23 protein-coding genes are annotated in these 17,981 nt (G+C 72.7%); 16 read left to right on the top strand and 7 right to left on the bottom strand.

Annotation, left to right across the window (positions count from 1 at the left end; genetic code table 11):
- Positions 1-18: 18 nt before the first annotated feature.
- Both B4N89_RS12930 and B4N89_RS12925 read right to left on the bottom strand, forming a co-directional pair.
- Positions 19-1,038 carry a LacI family DNA-binding transcriptional regulator gene (locus tag B4N89_RS12930; protein WP_078976000.1) on the bottom strand — a complete coding sequence of 340 codons (1,020 nt, stop codon included), beginning with the start codon at positions 1,036-1,038 and terminating at the stop codon, positions 19-21.
- A gap of 232 nt (positions 1,039-1,270) precedes the next feature.
- Entirely contained in the window at positions 1,271-1,984 is a 714-nt protein-coding gene (locus B4N89_RS12925; RefSeq protein ID WP_078975999.1) for a response regulator transcription factor, read from the bottom strand.
- A gap of 172 nt (positions 1,985-2,156) precedes the next feature.
- Between B4N89_RS12925 and B4N89_RS12920 the strand changes: the two genes are divergently transcribed.
- From B4N89_RS12920 to B4N89_RS12885, 8 genes are all read left to right on the top strand, one after another.
- Entirely contained in the window at positions 2,157-3,011 is an 855-nt protein-coding gene (locus tag B4N89_RS12920; protein WP_414646363.1) for an alpha/beta hydrolase, read from the top strand.
- A gap of 155 nt (positions 3,012-3,166) precedes the next feature.
- Positions 3,167-3,427, top strand: coding sequence for a MoaD/ThiS family protein (locus tag B4N89_RS12915; protein ID WP_078975997.1), 261 nt, complete (start codon positions 3,167-3,169; stop codon positions 3,425-3,427).
- Positions 3,424-4,989, top strand: coding sequence for a hypothetical protein (locus B4N89_RS49760; protein WP_078975996.1), 1,566 nt, complete (start codon positions 3,424-3,426; stop codon positions 4,987-4,989). The genes B4N89_RS12915 and B4N89_RS49760 overlap by 4 nt, the downstream gene beginning before the upstream one ends.
- Before the next feature lie 317 nt (positions 4,990-5,306).
- Positions 5,307-5,864, top strand: a complete 558-nt coding sequence (locus B4N89_RS12905) for a sigma-70 family RNA polymerase sigma factor (protein WP_078979322.1) — start codon at positions 5,307-5,309, stop codon at positions 5,862-5,864.
- A complete protein-coding gene (locus tag B4N89_RS12900) occupies positions 5,861-6,712 on the top strand; it encodes an anti-sigma factor family protein (RefSeq protein ID WP_161500708.1) in 852 nt (283 codons plus the stop codon). The genes B4N89_RS12905 and B4N89_RS12900 overlap by 4 nt, the downstream gene beginning before the upstream one ends.
- Positions 6,713-7,145: 433 nt before the next feature.
- Positions 7,146-7,985, top strand: coding sequence for a sulfurtransferase (locus B4N89_RS12895; RefSeq protein WP_078975994.1), 840 nt, complete (start codon positions 7,146-7,148; stop codon positions 7,983-7,985).
- A 39-nt stretch (positions 7,986-8,024) separates the two neighbouring features.
- A complete protein-coding gene (locus B4N89_RS12890) occupies positions 8,025-8,318 on the top strand; it encodes a DUF1416 domain-containing protein (RefSeq protein ID WP_078975993.1) in 294 nt (97 codons plus the stop codon).
- A 227-nt stretch (positions 8,319-8,545) separates the two neighbouring features.
- A complete protein-coding gene (locus tag B4N89_RS12885) occupies positions 8,546-8,869 on the top strand; it encodes a DMT family transporter (RefSeq protein ID WP_078975992.1) in 324 nt (107 codons plus the stop codon).
- A 30-nt stretch (positions 8,870-8,899) separates the two neighbouring features.
- On the opposite strand, the gene B4N89_RS12880 is transcribed toward B4N89_RS12885, so the two are convergent.
- Complete coding sequence (locus B4N89_RS12880) at positions 8,900-9,262, bottom strand: DsrE family protein (protein ID WP_078975991.1); 363 nt, start codon at positions 9,260-9,262, stop codon at positions 8,900-8,902.
- 243 nt (positions 9,263-9,505) lie between these two features.
- On the opposite strand from B4N89_RS12880, the gene B4N89_RS12875 reads away from it, so the two are divergent.
- The 3 genes from B4N89_RS12875 to B4N89_RS12865 are packed head-to-tail and all read left to right on the top strand — an operon-like array spanning position 9,506 to position 11,475.
- On the top strand, positions 9,506-10,021 hold the full coding sequence (locus tag B4N89_RS12875; protein ID WP_078975990.1) for an FABP family protein: 516 nt from the start codon (positions 9,506-9,508) through the stop codon (positions 10,019-10,021).
- Between the two features lie 51 nt (positions 10,022-10,072).
- Positions 10,073-10,498: a Fur family transcriptional regulator gene (locus B4N89_RS12870; protein ID WP_078975989.1), complete on the top strand. Its 426-nt coding sequence runs from the start codon at positions 10,073-10,075 to the stop codon at positions 10,496-10,498.
- A gap of 32 nt (positions 10,499-10,530) precedes the next feature.
- Positions 10,531-11,475 (top strand): YgfZ/GcvT domain-containing protein, encoded by a 945-nt coding sequence (locus B4N89_RS12865; RefSeq protein ID WP_078979321.1) that lies wholly within the window; start codon positions 10,531-10,533, stop codon positions 11,473-11,475.
- Between the two features lie 47 nt (positions 11,476-11,522).
- On the opposite strand, the gene B4N89_RS12860 is transcribed toward B4N89_RS12865, so the two are convergent.
- Positions 11,523-11,711: a hypothetical protein gene (locus B4N89_RS12860; RefSeq protein WP_078979320.1), complete on the bottom strand. Its 189-nt coding sequence runs from the start codon at positions 11,709-11,711 to the stop codon at positions 11,523-11,525.
- A 130-nt stretch (positions 11,712-11,841) separates the two neighbouring features.
- Positions 11,842-12,279 carry a D-aminoacyl-tRNA deacylase gene (gene dtd, locus B4N89_RS12855; protein ID WP_078975988.1) on the bottom strand — a complete coding sequence of 146 codons (438 nt, stop codon included), beginning with the start codon at positions 12,277-12,279 and terminating at the stop codon, positions 11,842-11,844.
- Between the two features lie 82 nt (positions 12,280-12,361).
- Between dtd and B4N89_RS12850 the strand changes: the two genes are divergently transcribed.
- The 4 genes from B4N89_RS12850 to B4N89_RS12835 all read left to right on the top strand — a co-directional run bounded on the left by B4N89_RS12850 (position 12,362) and on the right by B4N89_RS12835 (position 14,362).
- Positions 12,362-12,883 (top strand): ABC transporter substrate-binding protein, encoded by a 522-nt coding sequence (locus B4N89_RS12850; RefSeq protein ID WP_078975987.1) that lies wholly within the window; start codon positions 12,362-12,364, stop codon positions 12,881-12,883.
- Between the two features lie 103 nt (positions 12,884-12,986).
- Complete coding sequence (locus tag B4N89_RS12845) at positions 12,987-13,433, top strand: helix-turn-helix domain-containing protein (protein ID WP_078975986.1); 447 nt, start codon at positions 12,987-12,989, stop codon at positions 13,431-13,433.
- An 8-nt stretch (positions 13,434-13,441) separates the two neighbouring features.
- Positions 13,442-13,891 (top strand): hypothetical protein, encoded by a 450-nt coding sequence (locus tag B4N89_RS12840; RefSeq protein ID WP_078975985.1) that lies wholly within the window; start codon positions 13,442-13,444, stop codon positions 13,889-13,891.
- Between the two features lie 144 nt (positions 13,892-14,035).
- A complete protein-coding gene (locus tag B4N89_RS12835; RefSeq protein ID WP_414646417.1) occupies positions 14,036-14,362 on the top strand; it encodes a DUF2516 family protein in 327 nt (108 codons plus the stop codon).
- Here B4N89_RS12835 and B4N89_RS12830 read toward each other — a convergent pair.
- Positions 14,347-15,864, bottom strand: coding sequence for a sensor histidine kinase (locus tag B4N89_RS12830; RefSeq protein ID WP_078975984.1), 1,518 nt, complete (start codon positions 15,862-15,864; stop codon positions 14,347-14,349). The genes B4N89_RS12835 and B4N89_RS12830 overlap by 16 nt on opposite strands.
- A 38-nt stretch (positions 15,865-15,902) precedes the next feature.
- Positions 15,903-17,231 carry a PP2C family protein-serine/threonine phosphatase gene (locus B4N89_RS12825; protein ID WP_235618596.1) on the bottom strand — a complete coding sequence of 443 codons (1,329 nt, stop codon included), beginning with the start codon at positions 17,229-17,231 and terminating at the stop codon, positions 15,903-15,905.
- Positions 17,232-17,443: 212 nt separating this feature from the next.
- On the opposite strand from B4N89_RS12825, the gene B4N89_RS12820 reads away from it, so the two are divergent.
- Complete coding sequence (locus B4N89_RS12820) at positions 17,444-17,959, top strand: O-acetyl-ADP-ribose deacetylase (protein WP_078975982.1); 516 nt, start codon at positions 17,444-17,446, stop codon at positions 17,957-17,959.
- Positions 17,960-17,981 lie beyond the last annotated feature (22 nt).

The raw sequence follows: 17,981 nt of genomic DNA, 5'->3' as shown, positions 1-17,981 counted from the left end.
CGGCCGAGCCGGGGGCGGTCAGCCGCAGCCGCAGCTGCGCCGGACCACCAGCGTGGACGGGAAGGTACGCACGCGCGGGTCGCCGGCCGCGGCCGGTTCGCGCTCCAGGGCGAGCTCCACCGCGGCGCGGGCCATGCCCGGCCGGTCGGAGGTGACCGTGGTCAGCGGCGGGTCGGCGATGGCCGCCTCGGCGATGTCGTCGAAGCCGACCACCGCGAGGTCGTCCGGCACCCGCAGGCCCACCTCGCGCGCCGCGTGCAGCACGCCCATCGCCTGGTCGTCGGTCGAGCAGAACAGCGCCCGGGGCCGGTCCGGTCCGGACAGCAGGGACAGCGCGACCTGGTAGGCGCCGAAGCGGCCGAAGGGCGCCTCGTGCAGCAGGCCCTCGGTGGGCAGCCCGCGCTCGGCCAGTGCCCGCCGCCAGCCGGTGACGTGGTCGGTGACCGGGTCGCCCGAGTCGGGAGTGGTGGGCGGCCCGCCGAGGCAGTCCACCCGGGTGAAGCCGTGCGTGTCCACCAGGTGCCGGACCGCGGTGTAGGCGCCCTGGACGTCGTCCAGGATGACCGCGTCACCGCCCAGCGCGTCGGGTTGGCGGTGCATCAGCACCACCCGCACGTCGCGGGTGGCGATCTCGCGCGCGGCGCGCTCCGAGGGGCCCTGGCTGACCAGCACGAGGCCGGACACCTGCATGCCGAGGAACGCGCGCACGTAGTGCAGTTCGCGGTCGTCCTCGTAGTCGGAGTTGCCGATCAGCACCAGCCGGCCCTGCTCGAACGCGGCCTGCTCGACGGTGTGCGCGAGCTCGGCGAAGAACGGCTGCCGGGCGTCGGGCAGCACCAGTCCGATCAGGTTCGTGCGGCGGCTGGCCATCGCCTGGGCCACGCTGTCGGGGCGGTAGCCGAGCTTGTCTATGGCCGCGAGCACACGCTCGCGCGTGGCCGGAGCGACCGGGCGCGGGCCGTTGTTGACGACGTAGGAGACCACCGCGGTGGAGGTCCCCGCGAGGCGGGCGACGTCGTCGCGGGTCACTTTGGGCACGCGGTCATTGTAGGGACGGGGACCGGCGCGGCTCACGGGAGTTCACAACCTGGACGCGAGGACGGGACGGTCCTCCGCGTTCTTCCGGATAAGTCTGCTTTGTAGGCATAGGAGCCGGATGTGCCGCCCCGTCGGCCGACTGGGCGGGGTTCACTTGCCGATGCCCGCCGCCGGCGGTCACCGGACGCCGGTTGCCCCGGGGCGCGGACGCGGGTCGCCCGGGTGCGCGGGCTCACACCCGCTCGGCGACCGCGACGTCCCCGACGCCCCGGTCGGGCACCACGAACCGGTAGCCGACGTTGCGCACGGTGCCGATCAGCGACTCGTGCTCCGGCCCGAGTTTGGCCCGCAGCCGGCGCACGTGCACGTCCACCGTGCGGGTGCCGCCGAAGTAGTCGTATCCCCACACCTCCTGCAACAGCTGGGCCCGGGTGAACACCCGGCCCGGGTGCTGCGCGAGGTACTTGATCAGCTCGAATTCCTTGAACGTCAGATCGAGCACCCGCCCGCGCAGCTTCGCGCTGTAGGTGGCCTCGTCGATGCTCAGGTCGCCGTTGCGGATCTCGGTGGGCTCGTCCTCCGCGCCCTGCGCCGCCTGGAGCCGGCCGATCGCCAGCCGCAGACGGGCCTCGACCTCGGCCGGCCCGGCGGTGTCCAGGAGCACGTCGTCGACGCCCCAGTCGGCGGTCAGCGCGGCCAGACCGCCCTCGGTGGCCACCAGGACCAGGGGGGCGCCGACCCCGGTGGTCCGCAGGACCCGACACAGACTGCGCACCTGGGGGAGGTCACGCCTGCCGTCGACCAGGATGACGTCGGCGGCGGGCGCGTCGACCAGGGCGGAGGCCTCGGCCGGGGCCACCCGTACCTGGTGCAGCAGCAGTCCGAGCGCGGGCAGCACCTCGGCAGACGGCTGGAGCGCGTTCGTGAGCAGCAGCAGGGCACTCAACGGGACACCTCCCAAAAACAGGCACAAAACACGAAAGGACCCGGGGCATCGTCGCCCGGATCCTTCATCGGTCGCCGACTCGTCCGATTCCGTAACCGTCGGGGAACCACTACCGGGGTCCCTGGGGTGTGCCCGTCGTCGGAGGAGAGCCTGCGGGGCCAGGATAGCGAACATGTCTCGAGGAACCGACCCACCCGGGGATCTTCCCGCACTGCGGACACCCCATCCGACCTTCGGCGACCCGCCGGTCACCGGAATGCCCGCATCCGAACGGGCCGTGTTGTGCACCGAGGACGACGTGCGGATCAGCGCGGTACACGGGCCCGCGACCGATGCCGCGGCGGGTTCCGGGGCACTCGATCGGGTCTTCGTGGTCGCCCACGGGTTCACCGGATCGTGGCGGCGGCCGGCGGTCGGCGCGGTGCTGCGCGGCCTGGGCCGGCACGGCGGGGTGATCGGGTTCGACTTTCGCGGACACGGCGCGTCCACCGGGCTGAGCACGGTCGGCGACCGCGAGGTGCGCGACCTGGAGGCGGCGATCGGCTGGGGCCGCCGGCTCGGCTACCGCCGAGTGGTCACCGTCGGCTTCTCGATGGGCGGCGGGGTCGTGCTGCGGCACGCGGCGCTGTACCCCGGACCGGCGGCGGTGGTCGCGGTCAGCGCGCCCGCCCGCTGGTACTACCGGGGGACCGCGCCGATGCGGCGGGTGCACTTCGCGATCGAACGACCGGCCGGCCGGGTGCTCGCCCGGCTCGCGCTCGGCACCCGGATCTCCGCCGAGCCCTGGCATCCGGTCCCGCTCGCCCCGTTCGAGGCAGCCGCCGCGCTCGCGCCCACGCCACTGCTCGTGGTGCACGGCGATCGCGACCCCTATTTCCCGCTCGACCACCCCCGGCAGATCCACGCCGCGGCCCGGCCGCCGAAGGAGTTGTGGATCGAACCCGGCCTCGGACACGCCGAGAACGCGGTCGACGCCGAGCTGGTGGACCGGATCGGCCGGTGGGCCCGGGCGCACACCGAAGGGTGATCCGCGCGCCGGGCGGACCGAAGGGCTCGTCCCGAGGCGTCATCATGGATGCTGCACGCCTCGGCGCCGGTCGGCACCGGGACGGCGCATCGACACACCGGGCACCGGCACACCGGCGGACCCACACACGACGCAGATACACGGGAGGGCGCGCGATGGCGGTCGGCACCATGCGGTACTGGGCCGCGGCGAAGGAGGCCGCGGGCACGCCGGAGGAGCCGTACGACGCGGCCACCCTCGCCGAGGCGCTGCGCCGGGCGCGGGAGCTCCACGGCGGCTCGACCCGCTTCGAGGCGGTCGTCGCGAACTGCTCGTTCGTGGTGGACGGGGACCCGGTCGGCCGTCGCGACCACGCGGCGGTCGTCCTGACCGAGGGCGGCACCGTGGAGGTCCTGCCCCCCTTCGCCGGCGGATGAGCGGCCCGGACGGGCGCCCGGTGGGCGGCCGATACGAGGAGCGGGGCGGCTACGACCCGGCCGCCGGATACCCGGGGGAGCAGGTCGCCCAGGGGTATCCGGGGCACCCCGGCGATGTGGGGCAGCCGTACGGCGGGCAGCCCGTCGAGTCCTACGGCGGTGTTCCGGCGCAGGGGGCGCAGTACGGGCAGCCGCACCCGCAGCAGGCCGATCACGGGGCCTACGGCTATCAGACGGAGCAGTATCCCCAGGACTACCGGGACCCGATGGCGGGCCAGGCGGCCGGCGGCGGGTACGGCTACCCGGATCCGCCGCGTGTGCCGGCTCCGGGCGGCGGCTACGGCTACGACGGCGCGACCGACGTACTGCCCGCGATTCCCGATCCCGGATTCGGGGCCTACGGCGGCGACGGGTACGGCGGGGCGCCGCACCAGGGCGAGCCCCACCACGGCGAGCACGGTCGGGCCGAGTACGCCGGCGCGACCGAGGTGATGCCGGCGATCGTGGACGACGCGGGCGGGCACGGCGGCTACGGGACCGGATTCGCACCGGAGTTCGAGCCGGGAGTCGAGTACGGCACCGACTTCGCCTCAGACACCGAGTTCGCCGCCGGCACGGACTTCGCCGCGGACACCGACTTCGCCGCGGACACCGACTTCGATTCCGGTGTCGAGTTCGATCAGGGCGTCGACTACGCGGCCGAACTCGACCGCCGGGTCGGGACGCGGTCCGATCCGGACCGTGCGTCGCTTCCGGTGCCCGCGCCCCGGCGCGGCGACTCGCCCACGCGCGCGTCGCGCTCGACCGGCACGCCGATCTGGGATCCGCCCGGCCTGCTCCCGGGACTGTGCACGGTCGGACTGGCCGGCGTGCTCGCGGTCACCGCGATCGCCGGGAAGCCCGCTCTCCTGCTCGGTGTCGCGTTCCTCCAGGTGCTCACCGCCGTCGGGTGGTTCCGGCTGAACGGCATGTGGCCGGCGCGTCAGGGCATCGCGCTGGTGGTGCTGGTCGCGTTCGGTACCGACGCGGCGGTCTATGCCAAGGGCGAGCAGGGGCTGGCGAGTGTGCCGGCGGTGCTCGCCGGCGCGTTGTTGGTGACGCTGGCCCTACAGGTTCGGAGCGGGGCCCGACCGGGGGAGTTGTTGCCCGCGCTGACGGTGACCACCTCCGCCGCGCTGATCACCGCCTTCGACGTGGCCTATCTGGTCGCGGGCGATCTGTCGGGCGGGCCGATCGACGCGGGCGCGGCGGTGGTGCCGGCGGTGCTGGCGGCGGGTGTCGCGACGCTGGTCCGGGCGGTTCCGCTGCCTCCGGCGATCGCGCCGATCCCGTCCTGGCTGCTCGGCGCCGCGGCGGGGGCCGCCGCGGCGGTCTCGCTCGGCGGCGAGGCGCCGTACGCCGCGCTGCTCGGGGCCGGTGCCGCGGCGCTCGCGCTGCTCGGTCGGCGGGTGGCCGGCTACGACCATCCGTCCCGATTCGTGCACTTCACCGCCGGTGTGTCCCTGCCGCTCGCGCTCGCCGCGCCGGCCGCGTATCTGTTGGGCCGGGTCATGATCGGCTGATTAACCGTGCATCGGCGGCCTCGTCACGGGAGGATGCGGCCATGCCGTGGATACGCCGCCGGTCCCGTCCCGGGACGCGGGATGAACCGCCGGGCCCGTCCGCTCGTGAAGCGGGTGTGTTGCAACGTTCGGACGTGCTCGGCGCCGAGGCGCAGGCGGACCCGGCGGCGGCTCGCGCCTTCCTCGCGCGCACCGCCCCCGAGGCCGACCGACCGGCCGCCGACCCGCCGCACGCGGGCGGCGCGCTGCCCGGCGCCGACCGGTTGCCGGCCGCCGACCCGCCGCACACTGCCGACCTGCCGCACACTGCCGACCCGCTGCACACTGCCGACCCGCTGCACTCGGCGACCCGAATATCCACCGCCGACGAGGCGGTCATCCGCACCCTCTACCTCGAACACGGCGGCCCGCTCCTGGGATTCGCGCTCCGGCTGACCGGCGGCGACCGGGCCTGGGCCGAGGACGTGGTGCAGGAGACCCTGCTGCGGGCCTGGCGTCACCCCGAGGCGCTCGACCCGGGCCGGGGCTCGGTGCGCGGCTGGTTGTGCACCGTGGCCCGCAACGTGGTGATCGACGTCGGCCGCGCCCGCCGTGCCCGGCCTCCCGAGACCGGCGACGCGGTGCTCGCGACGGTGCCCGACGAGGGCGCGGAGGCGGAGTTCGACCGGGCCGTGCTCGCCTGGGACGTCGCCGACGCGATGGCCGCGCTGAGCCCCGAGCACCGCGCGGTGCTGCTGGAGACCTACTACCGGGGCAGTTCGGTGGCCGACGCGGCCAAGACCCTCGGCGTGCCGGAGGGCACGGTCAAATCACGGACGTACTACGCGCTGCGAGCGCTGCGCGTGGCCTTGGAGGAAAGGGGGTTGGTCCCGTGACGGACATCGGGGACGAGGGCACGACGACGAACGGCACCACTCCCGGCACGAACCCGCCGCCGCCCGCCCGGCCGCCGGGAACACCCGCCCCGCTGGGCTGTGCGGTCGCGCGCCTGGACCTCGGGGCGTTCGTGGTCGGCGCGCTGGACGAGGACGAGGCCGCCCGGGTGCGCACCCACGTGGCCCGCTGCCCGCGCTGTCGAGCCGAGTACGAGGAACTGGCCGGCCTGCCCCGAATGCTCGCCCGGCTGAGCGAGCCGGAGGCGCGGGCCAGCGGCGCGGCGGCACAGGGGGCGGCCCCCGCGCGGCTGTTGTCCGCCGCCGCCGTGCGGGCCGACCGGGGTCGGCGGCTGCGCTCGCTGGCCGCCGCGGCCGCGGCGGTGCTGGTGCTGCTGGCGGGCCTCACCGGCTGGGCGCTCGGCGACACCGGCGGCGACGGGGACACCGCGGCGGCGCCGACGGGCGCGGTCCCGGGCACGCCGACCGCGCCGGCCACCCCGCCCGGCACCGCGCCGTCGCCCGCGCAATCGGGCGGCCGTACCGTGCGCGCGGGCGATCCGCGCTCCGGCGCGGGCGCCGAACTGCGCTACGCGGCGACCGCGTGGGGCAGCAGCGTGGACCTGTCGCTGTCCGGGATCCGCCCCGGCACCCGCTGCCGGTTGGACGTCTACGGCACCAAGGGCCGGGTGGAGACCGCGTCCTCGTGGGTGGTGCCCGACGGCGAGTACCCCCCGGCCGATCCGATCCGGGGCGCGACCAGCATTCCCGTCGGCGAGATCACCCGCTTCAGCGTCAGGACCGTCGGCGGTGGCGAACAACTCCTGGAGATTCCACCCGCACAACCATGACAAACAGGGATCAATCCCACGGTCATCTCGCGATGCGGACATATTTGTCTCGCATTGTGGGACATGCATGACAGCGGCGGTCATCCGTCCCTACGATCGTGATGTGAAGCGACAGGCGGATGACCTCACCAAGCGGCGCGCAGTGGACCTGTGCCGCACGCAGACCTGCCTGTGTTGCGCTGACTGACTTGTCGACAGTCGTCGTTCGGCGATCCACCCCCGGTGGATCGCGACCGACCGTCGGCCCCGGGACCCGAGCCGTGTGACGACACGGCGGAACGGGCACCCGGCTCCCGCGTGAAACACCCCTGACACACGTACATCCCCGCATGCGGCGGCGCCGCGGCATGCCCGGGTGTGTCGCGAACGTGTGTCGCGTACGTGCATCCCGACATCCGCGAGATCCCGCGCACTTCTGCACCGGAGGTATCCCATGAGCCGCTCCGACGTTCTGGTAGACGCCGACTGGGTCCAGGCCCACCTGGACGACCCGAAGGTCGTCCTCGTCGAGGTCGACGAGGACACCAGCGCCTACGTCAAGAACCACATCCGCGGTGCGGTGCGCATCGACTGGCGCGACGACCTGCAGGACCCGGTCAAGCGCGACTTCGTCGACGAGGCCGGCTTCTCGGCGCTGCTGTCCGCCAAGGGCATCGCCAACGACGACACCGTCGTCCTGTACGGCGGCAACAACAACTGGTTCGCGTCCTACGCCTACTGGTACTTCAAGCTCTACGGCCACGGCGACGTCAAGCTGCTCGACGGCGGCCGCAAGAAGTGGGAGCTCGACTCCCGCGAACTGGTCGTCGAGGTGCCCGAGCGCGCCGCGACCACCTACACGGCCAAGCCGCAGGACACCTCGATCCGCGCCTGGCGCGACGACGTGCTGGCCGCGATCGGCTCGCTGAACCTGGTCGACGTGCGTTCGCCCGACGAGTTCTCCGGCAAGCTGCTCGCCCCGGCGCACCTGCCGCAGGAGCAGTCGCAGAAGGCCGGCCACGTGCCGACCGCGAAGAACATCCCGTGGTCGAAGGCCGCCAACGACGACGGCACCTTCAAGACCAACGAGGAGCTCACCGCGCTGTACGAGGGCGAGGGTGTGGACCTGGCGAAGGACACCATCGCCTACTGCCGGATCGGCGAGCGCTCCGCGCACACGTGGTTCGTCCTGCACGAGCTGCTGGAGCAGGGCAACGTGCGCAACTACGACGGCTCGTGGACCGAGTACGGCGCGCTGGTCGGCGTGCCGATCGAGCTCGGCGACGGCAAGTGACCGACGGCTACACCCACCCGAACGCAGGGAGCAGGAACGATGTGCGGTGCGAAGGCCGGCGGCCCGGATCTGGCAGGAGTTGACGTGGCGAAGGAAACCATCATCCAGGGGGCGGTGACCAAGGGCGGGCAGCCGATCAACGGTTACGTGCGCCTGCTCGACGCGGGTGGCGACTTCACCGCCGAGGTGCCCACGTCCGCGACCGGCGAGTTCCGGTTCTTCGCGGCACCCGGCAACTGGACCGTCCGGGCGCTCGTGCCCGGCGCGACCGTGGACCGCAGCGTGGTGGTGTCCGAGAAGGGCACCGTCGCCGAGGTCGAGATCGCGGTCTGACACGCCGACGGGGCGGATCTCCTTCGGACGTACACCCGCGGAATCCGCCACCGCTCGGTGCGATACGGCTGCGCCCCTCCCCACGTGCTCGGGGGAGGGGCGCAGTCGTTCGGTCGTGCGCCCGGTGTGTCCCGCCCGTCATCGGGGCAGAAAGGTTTCCGTATCGTCGGGGGAACCGCCCGGCGCATCGGGGCACCGGAGCAAGGCGCGACGCCGGGAGGCAACACGTGGCATGGGCGATTGTGATCATCGCGGGAATCCTGGAGACCGGCTTCGCCATCTTGCTCAAGCAGAGTCACGGATTCACCCGGCTGTGGCCCACCATCGGCTTCGCGGCGTGCGCGCTGGGCAGCTTCGGACTGCTCACCTACGCGCTCAAGTCGCTGGAGGTCGGCCCCGCCTACGCGGTGTGGACCGGAATCGGCGCGGCGGGCACCGCGCTCGTGGGCATCTGGCTGCTGAGCGAGAGCTCGTCCCCGCTCAAGCTGATCTCGATCGGCTTGGTCCTGCTCGGCGTGATCGGCCTGAACATCTCCGGGATCAGCCACTGACACCGGCGCGTCGGGCCCGCGCCCGGCCGGTCAGTACACCAGCGCCTGGGCCCCGTCGGCGAGCGCCTCCTGCACGAACACCTGGGCGCCCGCGATCCGCACCCCCGGCAGCACGTCGTCCCCGGTGATCTCGCGCCGCGCCGCACACTGCGTGCACAGCGTCACCCGCCCGCCCGCGAGCAGCGCGTCGAGCAGATCCGGCAGCGGCGCGGCGTGCGGGAGTTCGAACTCGGCGGCCCGCCCGGGCAGCGCGAACCAGGACGACTCGCCGGTGAGCCACAGCGACACCTCGACCCCCGACGCGAGCGCCACCGACGCCACGGTGAACGCCTGGGAGCAGCGCTCCGGCGCGTCCTGACCTGCGGTGACCTTGACCACGAGAGATCGCTTCACGGCTCGCAGCCTATACACTGAGGCCGTTTGGCACCCGGCCGGGGCGATCCGGCCGCCCCGCACGAAGCACGAGGAGTACCCGGGCGATGCACATCTTCTTCATTGCGCTCCTTGCCGTGGTCGGCGTCCTCGTCGCGTGGTTCGCCGCGCTGACCGTGTCCAAGCTGTACAAGGGCCAGAACTGAGCCGACGCCCGGTAGGCTGACCGGCCGTACCCGACCCTCGGAAGCGGCCCTCCCCACCATGATCGAAATCCCGGACGACCTGCACTTCGACGCCGTCCCCCTCGCGTTCCTGCTCGGCACCTGGGAAGGCGCCGGTGTCGGCGACTACCCGACGATCGAGGCGTTCCGCTTCGGCCAGCAGGTCACCTTCGGCTACATCGCGAACAAGCCGTTCCTGACCTACACGTCGCGGACCTGGCTGCTCGACGACGCGGGGGAGCGGGTGCGCCCGCTGGCCACCGAGACCGGCTTCTGGCGTTCCAAGCTGGACGGTTCGGTCGACGTCACGCTCGCCCACCCGACCGGCATCGTGGAGATCTGGCTCGGCAAGGTGGAGGGCCCGCGCCTGGAGATGCGCACCGACGTGGTCGCGCGCACCGAGGACGCGAAGGAGTACACCGCCGGACACCGGCTCTACGGCCTGGTCAAGGGCGAGTTGATGTACGCCTACGACATGGCCGCCATGGGGCACCCGCTCCAGGCGCACGTCTCCGCGCAGCTCAAGCGGGTCGACGCGGAACTCGCGGCGGAGTAGCCGCCCGCTCGGCCCGGCCCGGCGGGCGCCGCGCACTCGTAAACTTCCCGCGTGAGCACTGACTGGAAGCACGAGCTTCGCGAGAAGGGCTACCGGCTCACGCCGCAGCGCCAACTCGTCCTCGAAGCGGTGAACGCCCTGGGCCACGCGACACCGGACGAGATCCTGGTGGAGGTGCACAAGACCGCCGGCGGGATCAACATCTCGACCGTCTACCGCACCCTCGAACTGCTCGAACAGCTCGACCTGGTCACCCACACCCACCTCGGGCACGGTGCGCCGACCTACCACCCGGCGGACGCCGGCGGCCATCTGCACCTGGTCTGCCGGGACTGCCGCCGGGTGATCGAGGTGGGTACGGAGGTCGCCGCGGGGATGGGCGAGCGGCTGCGCGTCGAGCACGGGTTCGACATCGACCTCGCGCACTTCGCGATCTTCGGCCGCTGCGCGGAGTGCACGGCGGCCCGGGCGAACTGAGGTTCACCCGACGGGTCTCGTACTGTGGGGACATGCCCACGAGCCCTTTGTTGACCCTGCCCGGCGCGGTCGCCGCGGAAGCCCCCGACGCCGGCGTCGCCGCGCACTACGGCGACCCCCTGCGCGAACAACGTCGGCTGGAGGCGGGCGAGGGCTTCGTCGACCTGTCGCACCGCGACGTGATCCGGGTGGCCGGCCCCGACCGGCTGAGCTGGCTGCACTCGCTGACCACGCAACACCTGACCGACCTGAAGCCGCATGAGGCCACGCAGACGCTGGTGCTGAGCCCGCACGGGCACATCGAGCACGCGCTGTACGGGGTGGACGACGGCGAGGCGTTCCGGGCCCACGTCGAACCCGGCGAGGCGCCCACGTTGGTCGAGTTCCTGGACCGGATGCGCTTCATGCTGCGGGTCGAGGTCGCCGACGTGTCCGCCGACTTCGCCGTCGTGCACGAGGCCGGCGGGGACGCCCCCGACGGAGTGTTGGTCCGGACGACCGGGTACGGCCGCGAGGTGTTCCTGCCCCGCGAGCGGTTGGCCGCGTACGGGCGCGAGCACGCGCATCCGGCGGGCATGTGGGCATACGAGGCGTTGCGGATCGCCGCACACCGACCCCGGCGCGGCCTGGAGACCGACCACCGCACGATCGTGCACGAGTTGGGCCTGATCGACACCGCCGTGCACCTGGACAAGGGCTGCTACCGGGGGCAGGAGACGGTCGCGCGGGTGCACAACCTGGGCCGCCCGCCGCGGCGCCTGGTCTTCCTGCACCTGGACGGCACCCAGGAGACGCTGCCGGCGCACGGCGCGCCGGTGGAACTCGCGGGCCGCCAGGTCGGGTTCGTCACCAGCGCGGCGCGCCACCACGAACTCGGCCCGATCGCGCTCGCGCTGATCAAGCGCAACACCGCCGTGGACGCCGAACTCCTGGCCGGCGGGGTGCCGGCGACGCAGGAGATCGTGGTCCCCGCGTAGCGCGCCCCTCCGCCCATGCCCCGCGGGGGACCGGGCGGGGTCGGGTGCTAGCGGATCTCGCGGCGGCGGATGCGGTGCAGGCGCCGCCGCTGCGAGCGGTCCAGGGTGAAGTAGGCGACGACGGGCAGGCCGATCGCGACCGCCACGATGGTCCAGGCGATCCACGACGGCAGCACGATCAGCGCGATGATGGCGACGACGATCCCGGCCGCGATGTACGGTCCGCGATGCGACATGGTCAACCCCCTCCGGTCGGTGAACCTGTCGCCATTCTCCTTCCCCGCGAAGCCCGGGAACATGGGGAGAACCCCCGGGAAGCGGGGTTCGCGACCCCGGTATTTCCCGGGGTCGGCGTCGCGACCGGGCTCACATGTCGACGACGAGGGTCATCGGGCCGTCGTTGACCAGCGCCACGCGCATGTCGGCGCCGAAGACGCCGGTGGCCACCTCGGCGCCCAGCGCCCGCAGCGCCGCGACCACCTCGGCCACCAGCGGTTCGGCCACCGGCCCGGGCGCGGCCTCGTTCCAGGTGGGCCGACGACCCTTGCGCGCGTCGCCGTAAAGCGTGAATTGGCTGATCACCAGCAACGGTGCGGCCAGATCGGAGCAGGACTTCTCGCCGTCGAGCACCCGCAGACTCCACAGCTTGGCGGCCAGTCGGCGGGCGATCTCCGGGGTGTCGGTGTGGGTGACGCCGACCAGGACGCACAGCCCGGGGCCGGCGATCGAACCGACCGTCACCTCCCCGTCGTCCCCGTCGACGGTCACGGAAGCCTCGGTCACCACTTGCAGGACGGCACGCATGTGCCCATTCTGCACACCCGTCCGGATCGATTCCGCGCCATGTGGCACGCGACGGTCTGCCCGACATGACACGATGCGTCTCATGGTGGATCTTCCCGACGGAGTGGCCCCGGAGGCCATCCGTGCCCTCACGCTGAGTCGGGTTCGCGAACTCATGCGTGACGCCCAGCGCGAGGAGAACGATCTGTCCTATCTGCGGAGGTTGCTCCAGGGGCGAATCGACATCCTGCGCGCCGAACTGGCCCGGCGGTCCGGTGGGGACGGCGCCGAGCCGAAATCGCCGGTGGTCGGCCGGCTGCCCGAGATCCTGTCCGAATCCAGACCGCCCGCCCGGGGCGCCCGGCACGTCAACGTGCAGCCGCCGCGCACCGACCGATACCGCGGCTGGATCGAGCGACTGCTCGCCGACGTGGGCCTGTCCGACCTCGCCGCGCACACCGACGCGGAGCTGGGCGAGGCGCTGGACAAGCTCGCCGGCCACGAGCAGGAGGTCTCCTCCCGCCGGCACCGCCTCCAGCGCACGGCCGACGACTGCGCCGCCGAGATCACCCGGCGCTACCGCGAGGGAGAGGCCAAGGTCGAGGACCTGCTGTCCGGGCGCTGACCCGCCCCAGGACCGGCGAAGCCGGTCGGCCCGGCCCGGGGCGCGCTCGCGGTTGTTAGCGGCGTGCTTGCAAGAGCAAGCGCGATGTGTGCATGCTGGGGACATGGCAGGTCTGAACGTCGGCTCGCTGGGTGAATACATCCGGGAGCAACGCCGCAACGCGCAATATTCGCTTCGGCAACTCGCCGAGGTCGCCGGGGTGTCCAACCCCTACCTGAGCCAGATCGAGCGCGGTCTGCGGCGGCCGAGTGCGGAGATCCTCCAGCAGATCGCCAAGGCGCTGCGCATCTCCGCCGAAACGCTCTACGTGCAGGCGGGCATCCTCGACGAACGCGAGGAGGGCGACCGCGAGGTGCGCACCGCGATCATGGCGGATCCGGCGATCAACGACCGTCAGAAGCGGGTGCTCGTGGAGATCTACGAGGCATTCCGCAAGGAGAACGCACAGGACGGCGCCGTGCGGGACGTACCGGGCGCCGCCGACGGAACCGAAAACGGCAAGCCCGGCCGGGCCGGCACCGATACCTCGATTTCCGGGCACGAGGAGTGAGGAACACCATGGCAATCGCCACGGAACTGCGGAAGACCCTGACCGAGACCACCCCGTTCTACGCCGTCGCCGGCGCGAGCGACCTGGTGGTGGAGAAGCTGCGCGAGCTGCCCGAGCGGTTCCGGAGCGAGGTCGTCACCGACCCGAAGGTGCTCCGCGAGCGCATCCAGGCGCTGCCCGACCGCACCCAGACCTTCGCCCGCGCCCGGGTGGACTTCGCCAGGTCGCAGGTGGACCGGGCCCGGGGGATCTACGACGACCTCGCCGCCCGCGGCGAAAAGCTGGTCAAGCGCGGCGACCGGCACGACGACACCACACCCGTCGCCGAACCCCCTGCCGCACCGGCCGCGAGCCGGGCGAAGAACGGCGCGACCGCGACCAAGCGGGCCAACGCCAAGCCGCGGACCAAGCCCGCCACCGAGACCGGCACCGAGCCGACCACCGGTTCCGGCGCCTGATCCGTCCGCGTCACGATCGTCGGGGCGCGGCCCGGGGACCCCCGAGGCCGTGCCCGGCGTGCCAGACTGGAATCCCCCGCACGACGTGGCGGCACCCGGCGGCCGCGCAGAGGAGGATCGATGGGCATGGACATGGCCGATGGACTGCTGACGGCCAAGTTCGACCAGGCGCTGACCTGGCTTTTCCTCGGCATTCTCCTGCTCAAGGTCTTCTGCCTGTTCGACGCGGCCTTCCGCCGCGAGGACGCGTACCGCGCCGCCGACAAGAAGAAGAAGTCCTTCTGGCTGATCCTGCTCGGCATCGCGGTCGTGGTCGACGTGCTGCCGACCGGCGGCCTGGGCCTGATGTTCACCCTCGCGGGCCTGGTCGCGGCGATCGTCTACATGGTCGACGTGCGCCCCGCGCTCAAGGAGGTCGGCGGCCGACGCGGCGGCGGCCGCAACAACATGGGGCCCTACGGCCCCTGGTGAGTCGCCTCGTCCGAGGCGGGCGGCGGGCCCGGCAGGGTCCAGCGGATCGTGGTGCCGGCGGCGACCTCGGTGTCCAGCCAGATCCGACCGCCGTGATACTCGACGATCTTCTTGCACATCGCCAGGCCGATGCCGGTGCCGCCGTAGGCGTCCTTCGGATGCAGGCGCTGGAAGATCACGAAGATCCGGTCGGCGTACTGCGGGTCGATCCCGATGCCGTTGTCGGCACAGGCGAACTCCCACTGCTCGCCGTCCCAGCGGGCGCCCACATGCACCCTCGGGACCTCCTCGGTGCGGAACTTGATCGCGTTGCCGACCAGGTTCTGCACCAGCTGCCCGAGCAGCACCCCGTCGCCCGGCACGGTGGGCAGCGGATCGGCGGTGATCCGCGCGCCGCTCTCCTCGCGGGCCGTGGCCAGCGCGTGCAGCGCGCGATCCAGACTCTCCCGCAGATCGACCTCGCCCGGTTCGGTGTCCAACCGCCCCACTCGGGAGAACGCGAGCAGGTCGTTGATCAGCGTCTGCATACGCTTGGCGCCGTCCACCGCGAAGGCGATGTACTGGTCGGCCCGTTCGTCCAGTTGGCCCTGGTAGCGCTTCTCCAAAAGCTGACAGAAGCTGGCCACCTTGCGCAGCGGTTCCTGCAGGTCGTGCGAGGCCACGTAGGCGAACTGCTCCAACTCGGCGTTGGATCTGCGCAGGTCCTCGGCCTGCTCGTCGATCAGCACGCGGGCCGCCTCGGTGCTGTGCAACTCCTCCAGGATGCGGTCGCGCATCGAGTTCACGTCCTGTGCGAGCGCGGCGATCTCGGCCGGGCCGCGCCCGGTCAGCGCGTGGTCGTACTCGCCCTCGGTGACCCGCCGGACCTGCTCGCCCAGATGCTCCAGGGGGCGGGTGACCATGCGACGGAACAACATCGCGATGGCGATCAGCAGCCCGGCGAACAACACCGCCACCGCGATCAGCGTCGCGGTCAGCATGGTGGCGTCGCGCGACAGGTTGTGCCGCGCCGCGGCCCGCTCGTCGCCCAGATCGGCCTGCTGCACCGCGCTCTTCGCGCGCACCGCGTCGAACAGCCCCTTGCCCTGGTCGGGCACGGAGGCGATGCCCGGGCGATCGGCGAAGGCCGGCTCCGCGTACCCCGTCCGCCAGGCTCGGGCCCGCGCGCCCACCTCGACCAGGTCGGCCCGCAGCCGGTCCCCCTCGGCCGAGTTCGGCAGCAGCCGGTCCAGCGCCGCGTAGGCCCGATCCTCCTCGGACCGTGCCTGTGTGTACGACTCGTGGAAGCTCGGGTCGCCGCTGAGGATCCAGCCGCGCACCCCGGTCTCCTGGTCGACCAGCGCGTTCTCCAGGCGCAGCGCGGCGTTGGCGGCCGGTTCGAGTTGCTCCAGGACCGTGTGTCGGGAGTCGTTCAGCCGGGATATGGCCAGTGCGCCGATCACCGCGGAGATCACGATGACGAGCGCGAGCAGGCCCAGTCCCAGGCCGACGACCTGGCGCATACGGGGGCCGGTGGGCCGCTTTCGTGGCTCGCGTCGACTCACGCCGTCCTGCCCTCACCGGTCGCCGGACCGGGCAGCACCGGGTGTTCGCCCGGGGCGCCGTGCGGCGGATGATGCGGATCGTGCCGGAGCAGCAACACCGCGACGTCGTCGTTGAGGCTGTCCCCGTGCAGGTCCTCCACCGCGGCGACGGCGGAGTCGATCAGGTCGTAGCCGGTGGCCCCGGCCGCGAGCAGGCGGGTGATCAGCGGCAACAGGCCGTCGGTGCCCAGGCGTTCCGGGCCCCGGCCGATCCGGCCCTCGATCAGCCCGTCGGTGTAGAGCAGGAGCGACCAGTCCGGGCCGAGGTCGATCGGCTCGTACCCCCACCGGCCCTCGGGGAACAACCCGAGCGCCGGTCCGGTGGCGCCCTCGGACAGCGGCGCCACCCCCTCGGGGGTGATCAGCAGCGGGGCGGGGTGGCCCGCCAGGTAGACCCGACCCCGGCGGCGGTCCGGCTCGATGATGGTCATGCACAGTGTGGCGAACATCTCGTCCGAGCGCCGCTCGTGTTCGAAGATTCGTTCCAGCGTGGTGAGCAGGTCGCCGCCGGTGAGTCCGGCGAAGATCAGCGAGCGCCAGGCGATCCGCAGGTTGACCCCGAGCGCGGCCTCGTCCGGGCCGTGCCCGCAGACGTCGCCGATCATCACGTGCACCCGCCCGTCGGCGGTCTGCACCGCGTCGTACAGGTCTCCGCCGAGCAGCGCGCGCCGGCGACCGGGGCGGTAGCGGGCGAGGAAGTCCAGCGACGGGTCGCGCAGGATCGGGGCGGGCAGCAGTCCGCGTTCGAGCCGGGCGTTCTCCTGGGCGCGCAGCTCCGACTCGACCAGTCGGCGCTGCGACTCGTCGGCCCGCTTGCGCTCCAGGGCGTAGCGGATCGCCCGGGACAGCAGCGAGCCGTCGATCTCCTGCTTGACCAGGTAGTCCTGGGCGCCGGCGGCCACCGCGTCCGACCCGCGGTGCGCGTCGGACAACCCGGTCAACACGATCACCGCGGTCCGCGGCGCGAACGCCAACAGCCGATGCAGTCCGTTCAGCCCCTCGGCGTCGGGCAGCCCGAGGTCGAGCAGTACACACCCGACGTCCTCGCCGAGCCCGGCGATCGCCTCGGCCATCGAGCGCGCCCAGACGATCTCCATCGGATCCGGCGAGTCGGCCAGCAGCTCCTCGACCAGGAAGGCGTCCCCGGCGTCGTCCTCGATCAGCAGGACGCGCAGCGGACGCGCCACGTGGGCGACCGGACCCGATGCCGAGGGAACGGACACCGGCCCCGCGCGGTAGCCGGTCCGTTCGACCGCTCCGCCGTCGCCGCCGTACGCGGGGCGCACGCCACCACCTCCGGAATGATGCCGCCGCACGGACGCGGCGTCGTTCGGCAATCGAAGTTCGGCAATCGAAAAGGGACGATAGCGCGGGCCGGCCCGAGCCGATAACCGTACGGCCTCCCGGCCCGGACCCCGGACCGCCGCCGGTTCGCGGCGCCGCCCTTGCGGGGAAATGCGCCGGCGGCGCCGAGACGCCGGCCGGCAGGCTGGTAGACATGACACGGATCACGTTGGTTCGCGGCGACATCACCGAGCAACACGCGGACGCGATCGTGAACGCGGCCAACTCCTCCCTGATGGGCGGCGGCGGTGTCGACGGGGCGATCCACCGCCGGGGCGGTCCGGAGATCCTGGCCGAGTGCCGGGCGCTGCGCGCGGCGAAACTCGGCCGCGGCCTGGCCACCGGCGCCGCGGTGGCCACCACCGCCGGCCGCCTCCCGGCCCGCTGGGTCATCCACACGGTGGGCCCGGTGTACAGCCGCGCCGAGGACCGCTCCGCGCTGCTCGCCTCCTGCTACCGCGAGTCCCTGCGGGTGGCCGACGACCTCGGCGCGTCGACGGTGGCCTTTCCGGCGGTCTCGGCGGGCATCTACGGCTGGCCGATGGACGACGCGGCGCGTATCGCCGTGGAGACGGTCCACGGCACACCGTCCGCCGTGACGGAGGCCCGCTTCGTGCTGTTCGAGGCCCGGGCATACATCGCCTTCGAGGCGGCGGTGGCCGCGCTGTAGGTCCACGGCGAGCCCGTCGCGT

Origin of the sequence: Embleya scabrispora (assembly GCF_002024165.1) — a bacterium.
GTDB classification, from domain to species: Bacteria; Actinomycetota; Actinomycetes; order Streptomycetales; family Streptomycetaceae; genus Embleya; species Embleya scabrispora_A.
Note: the sequence above shows the minus strand (reverse complement) of the source record. Positions and strands in the feature narration are given on the sequence as shown.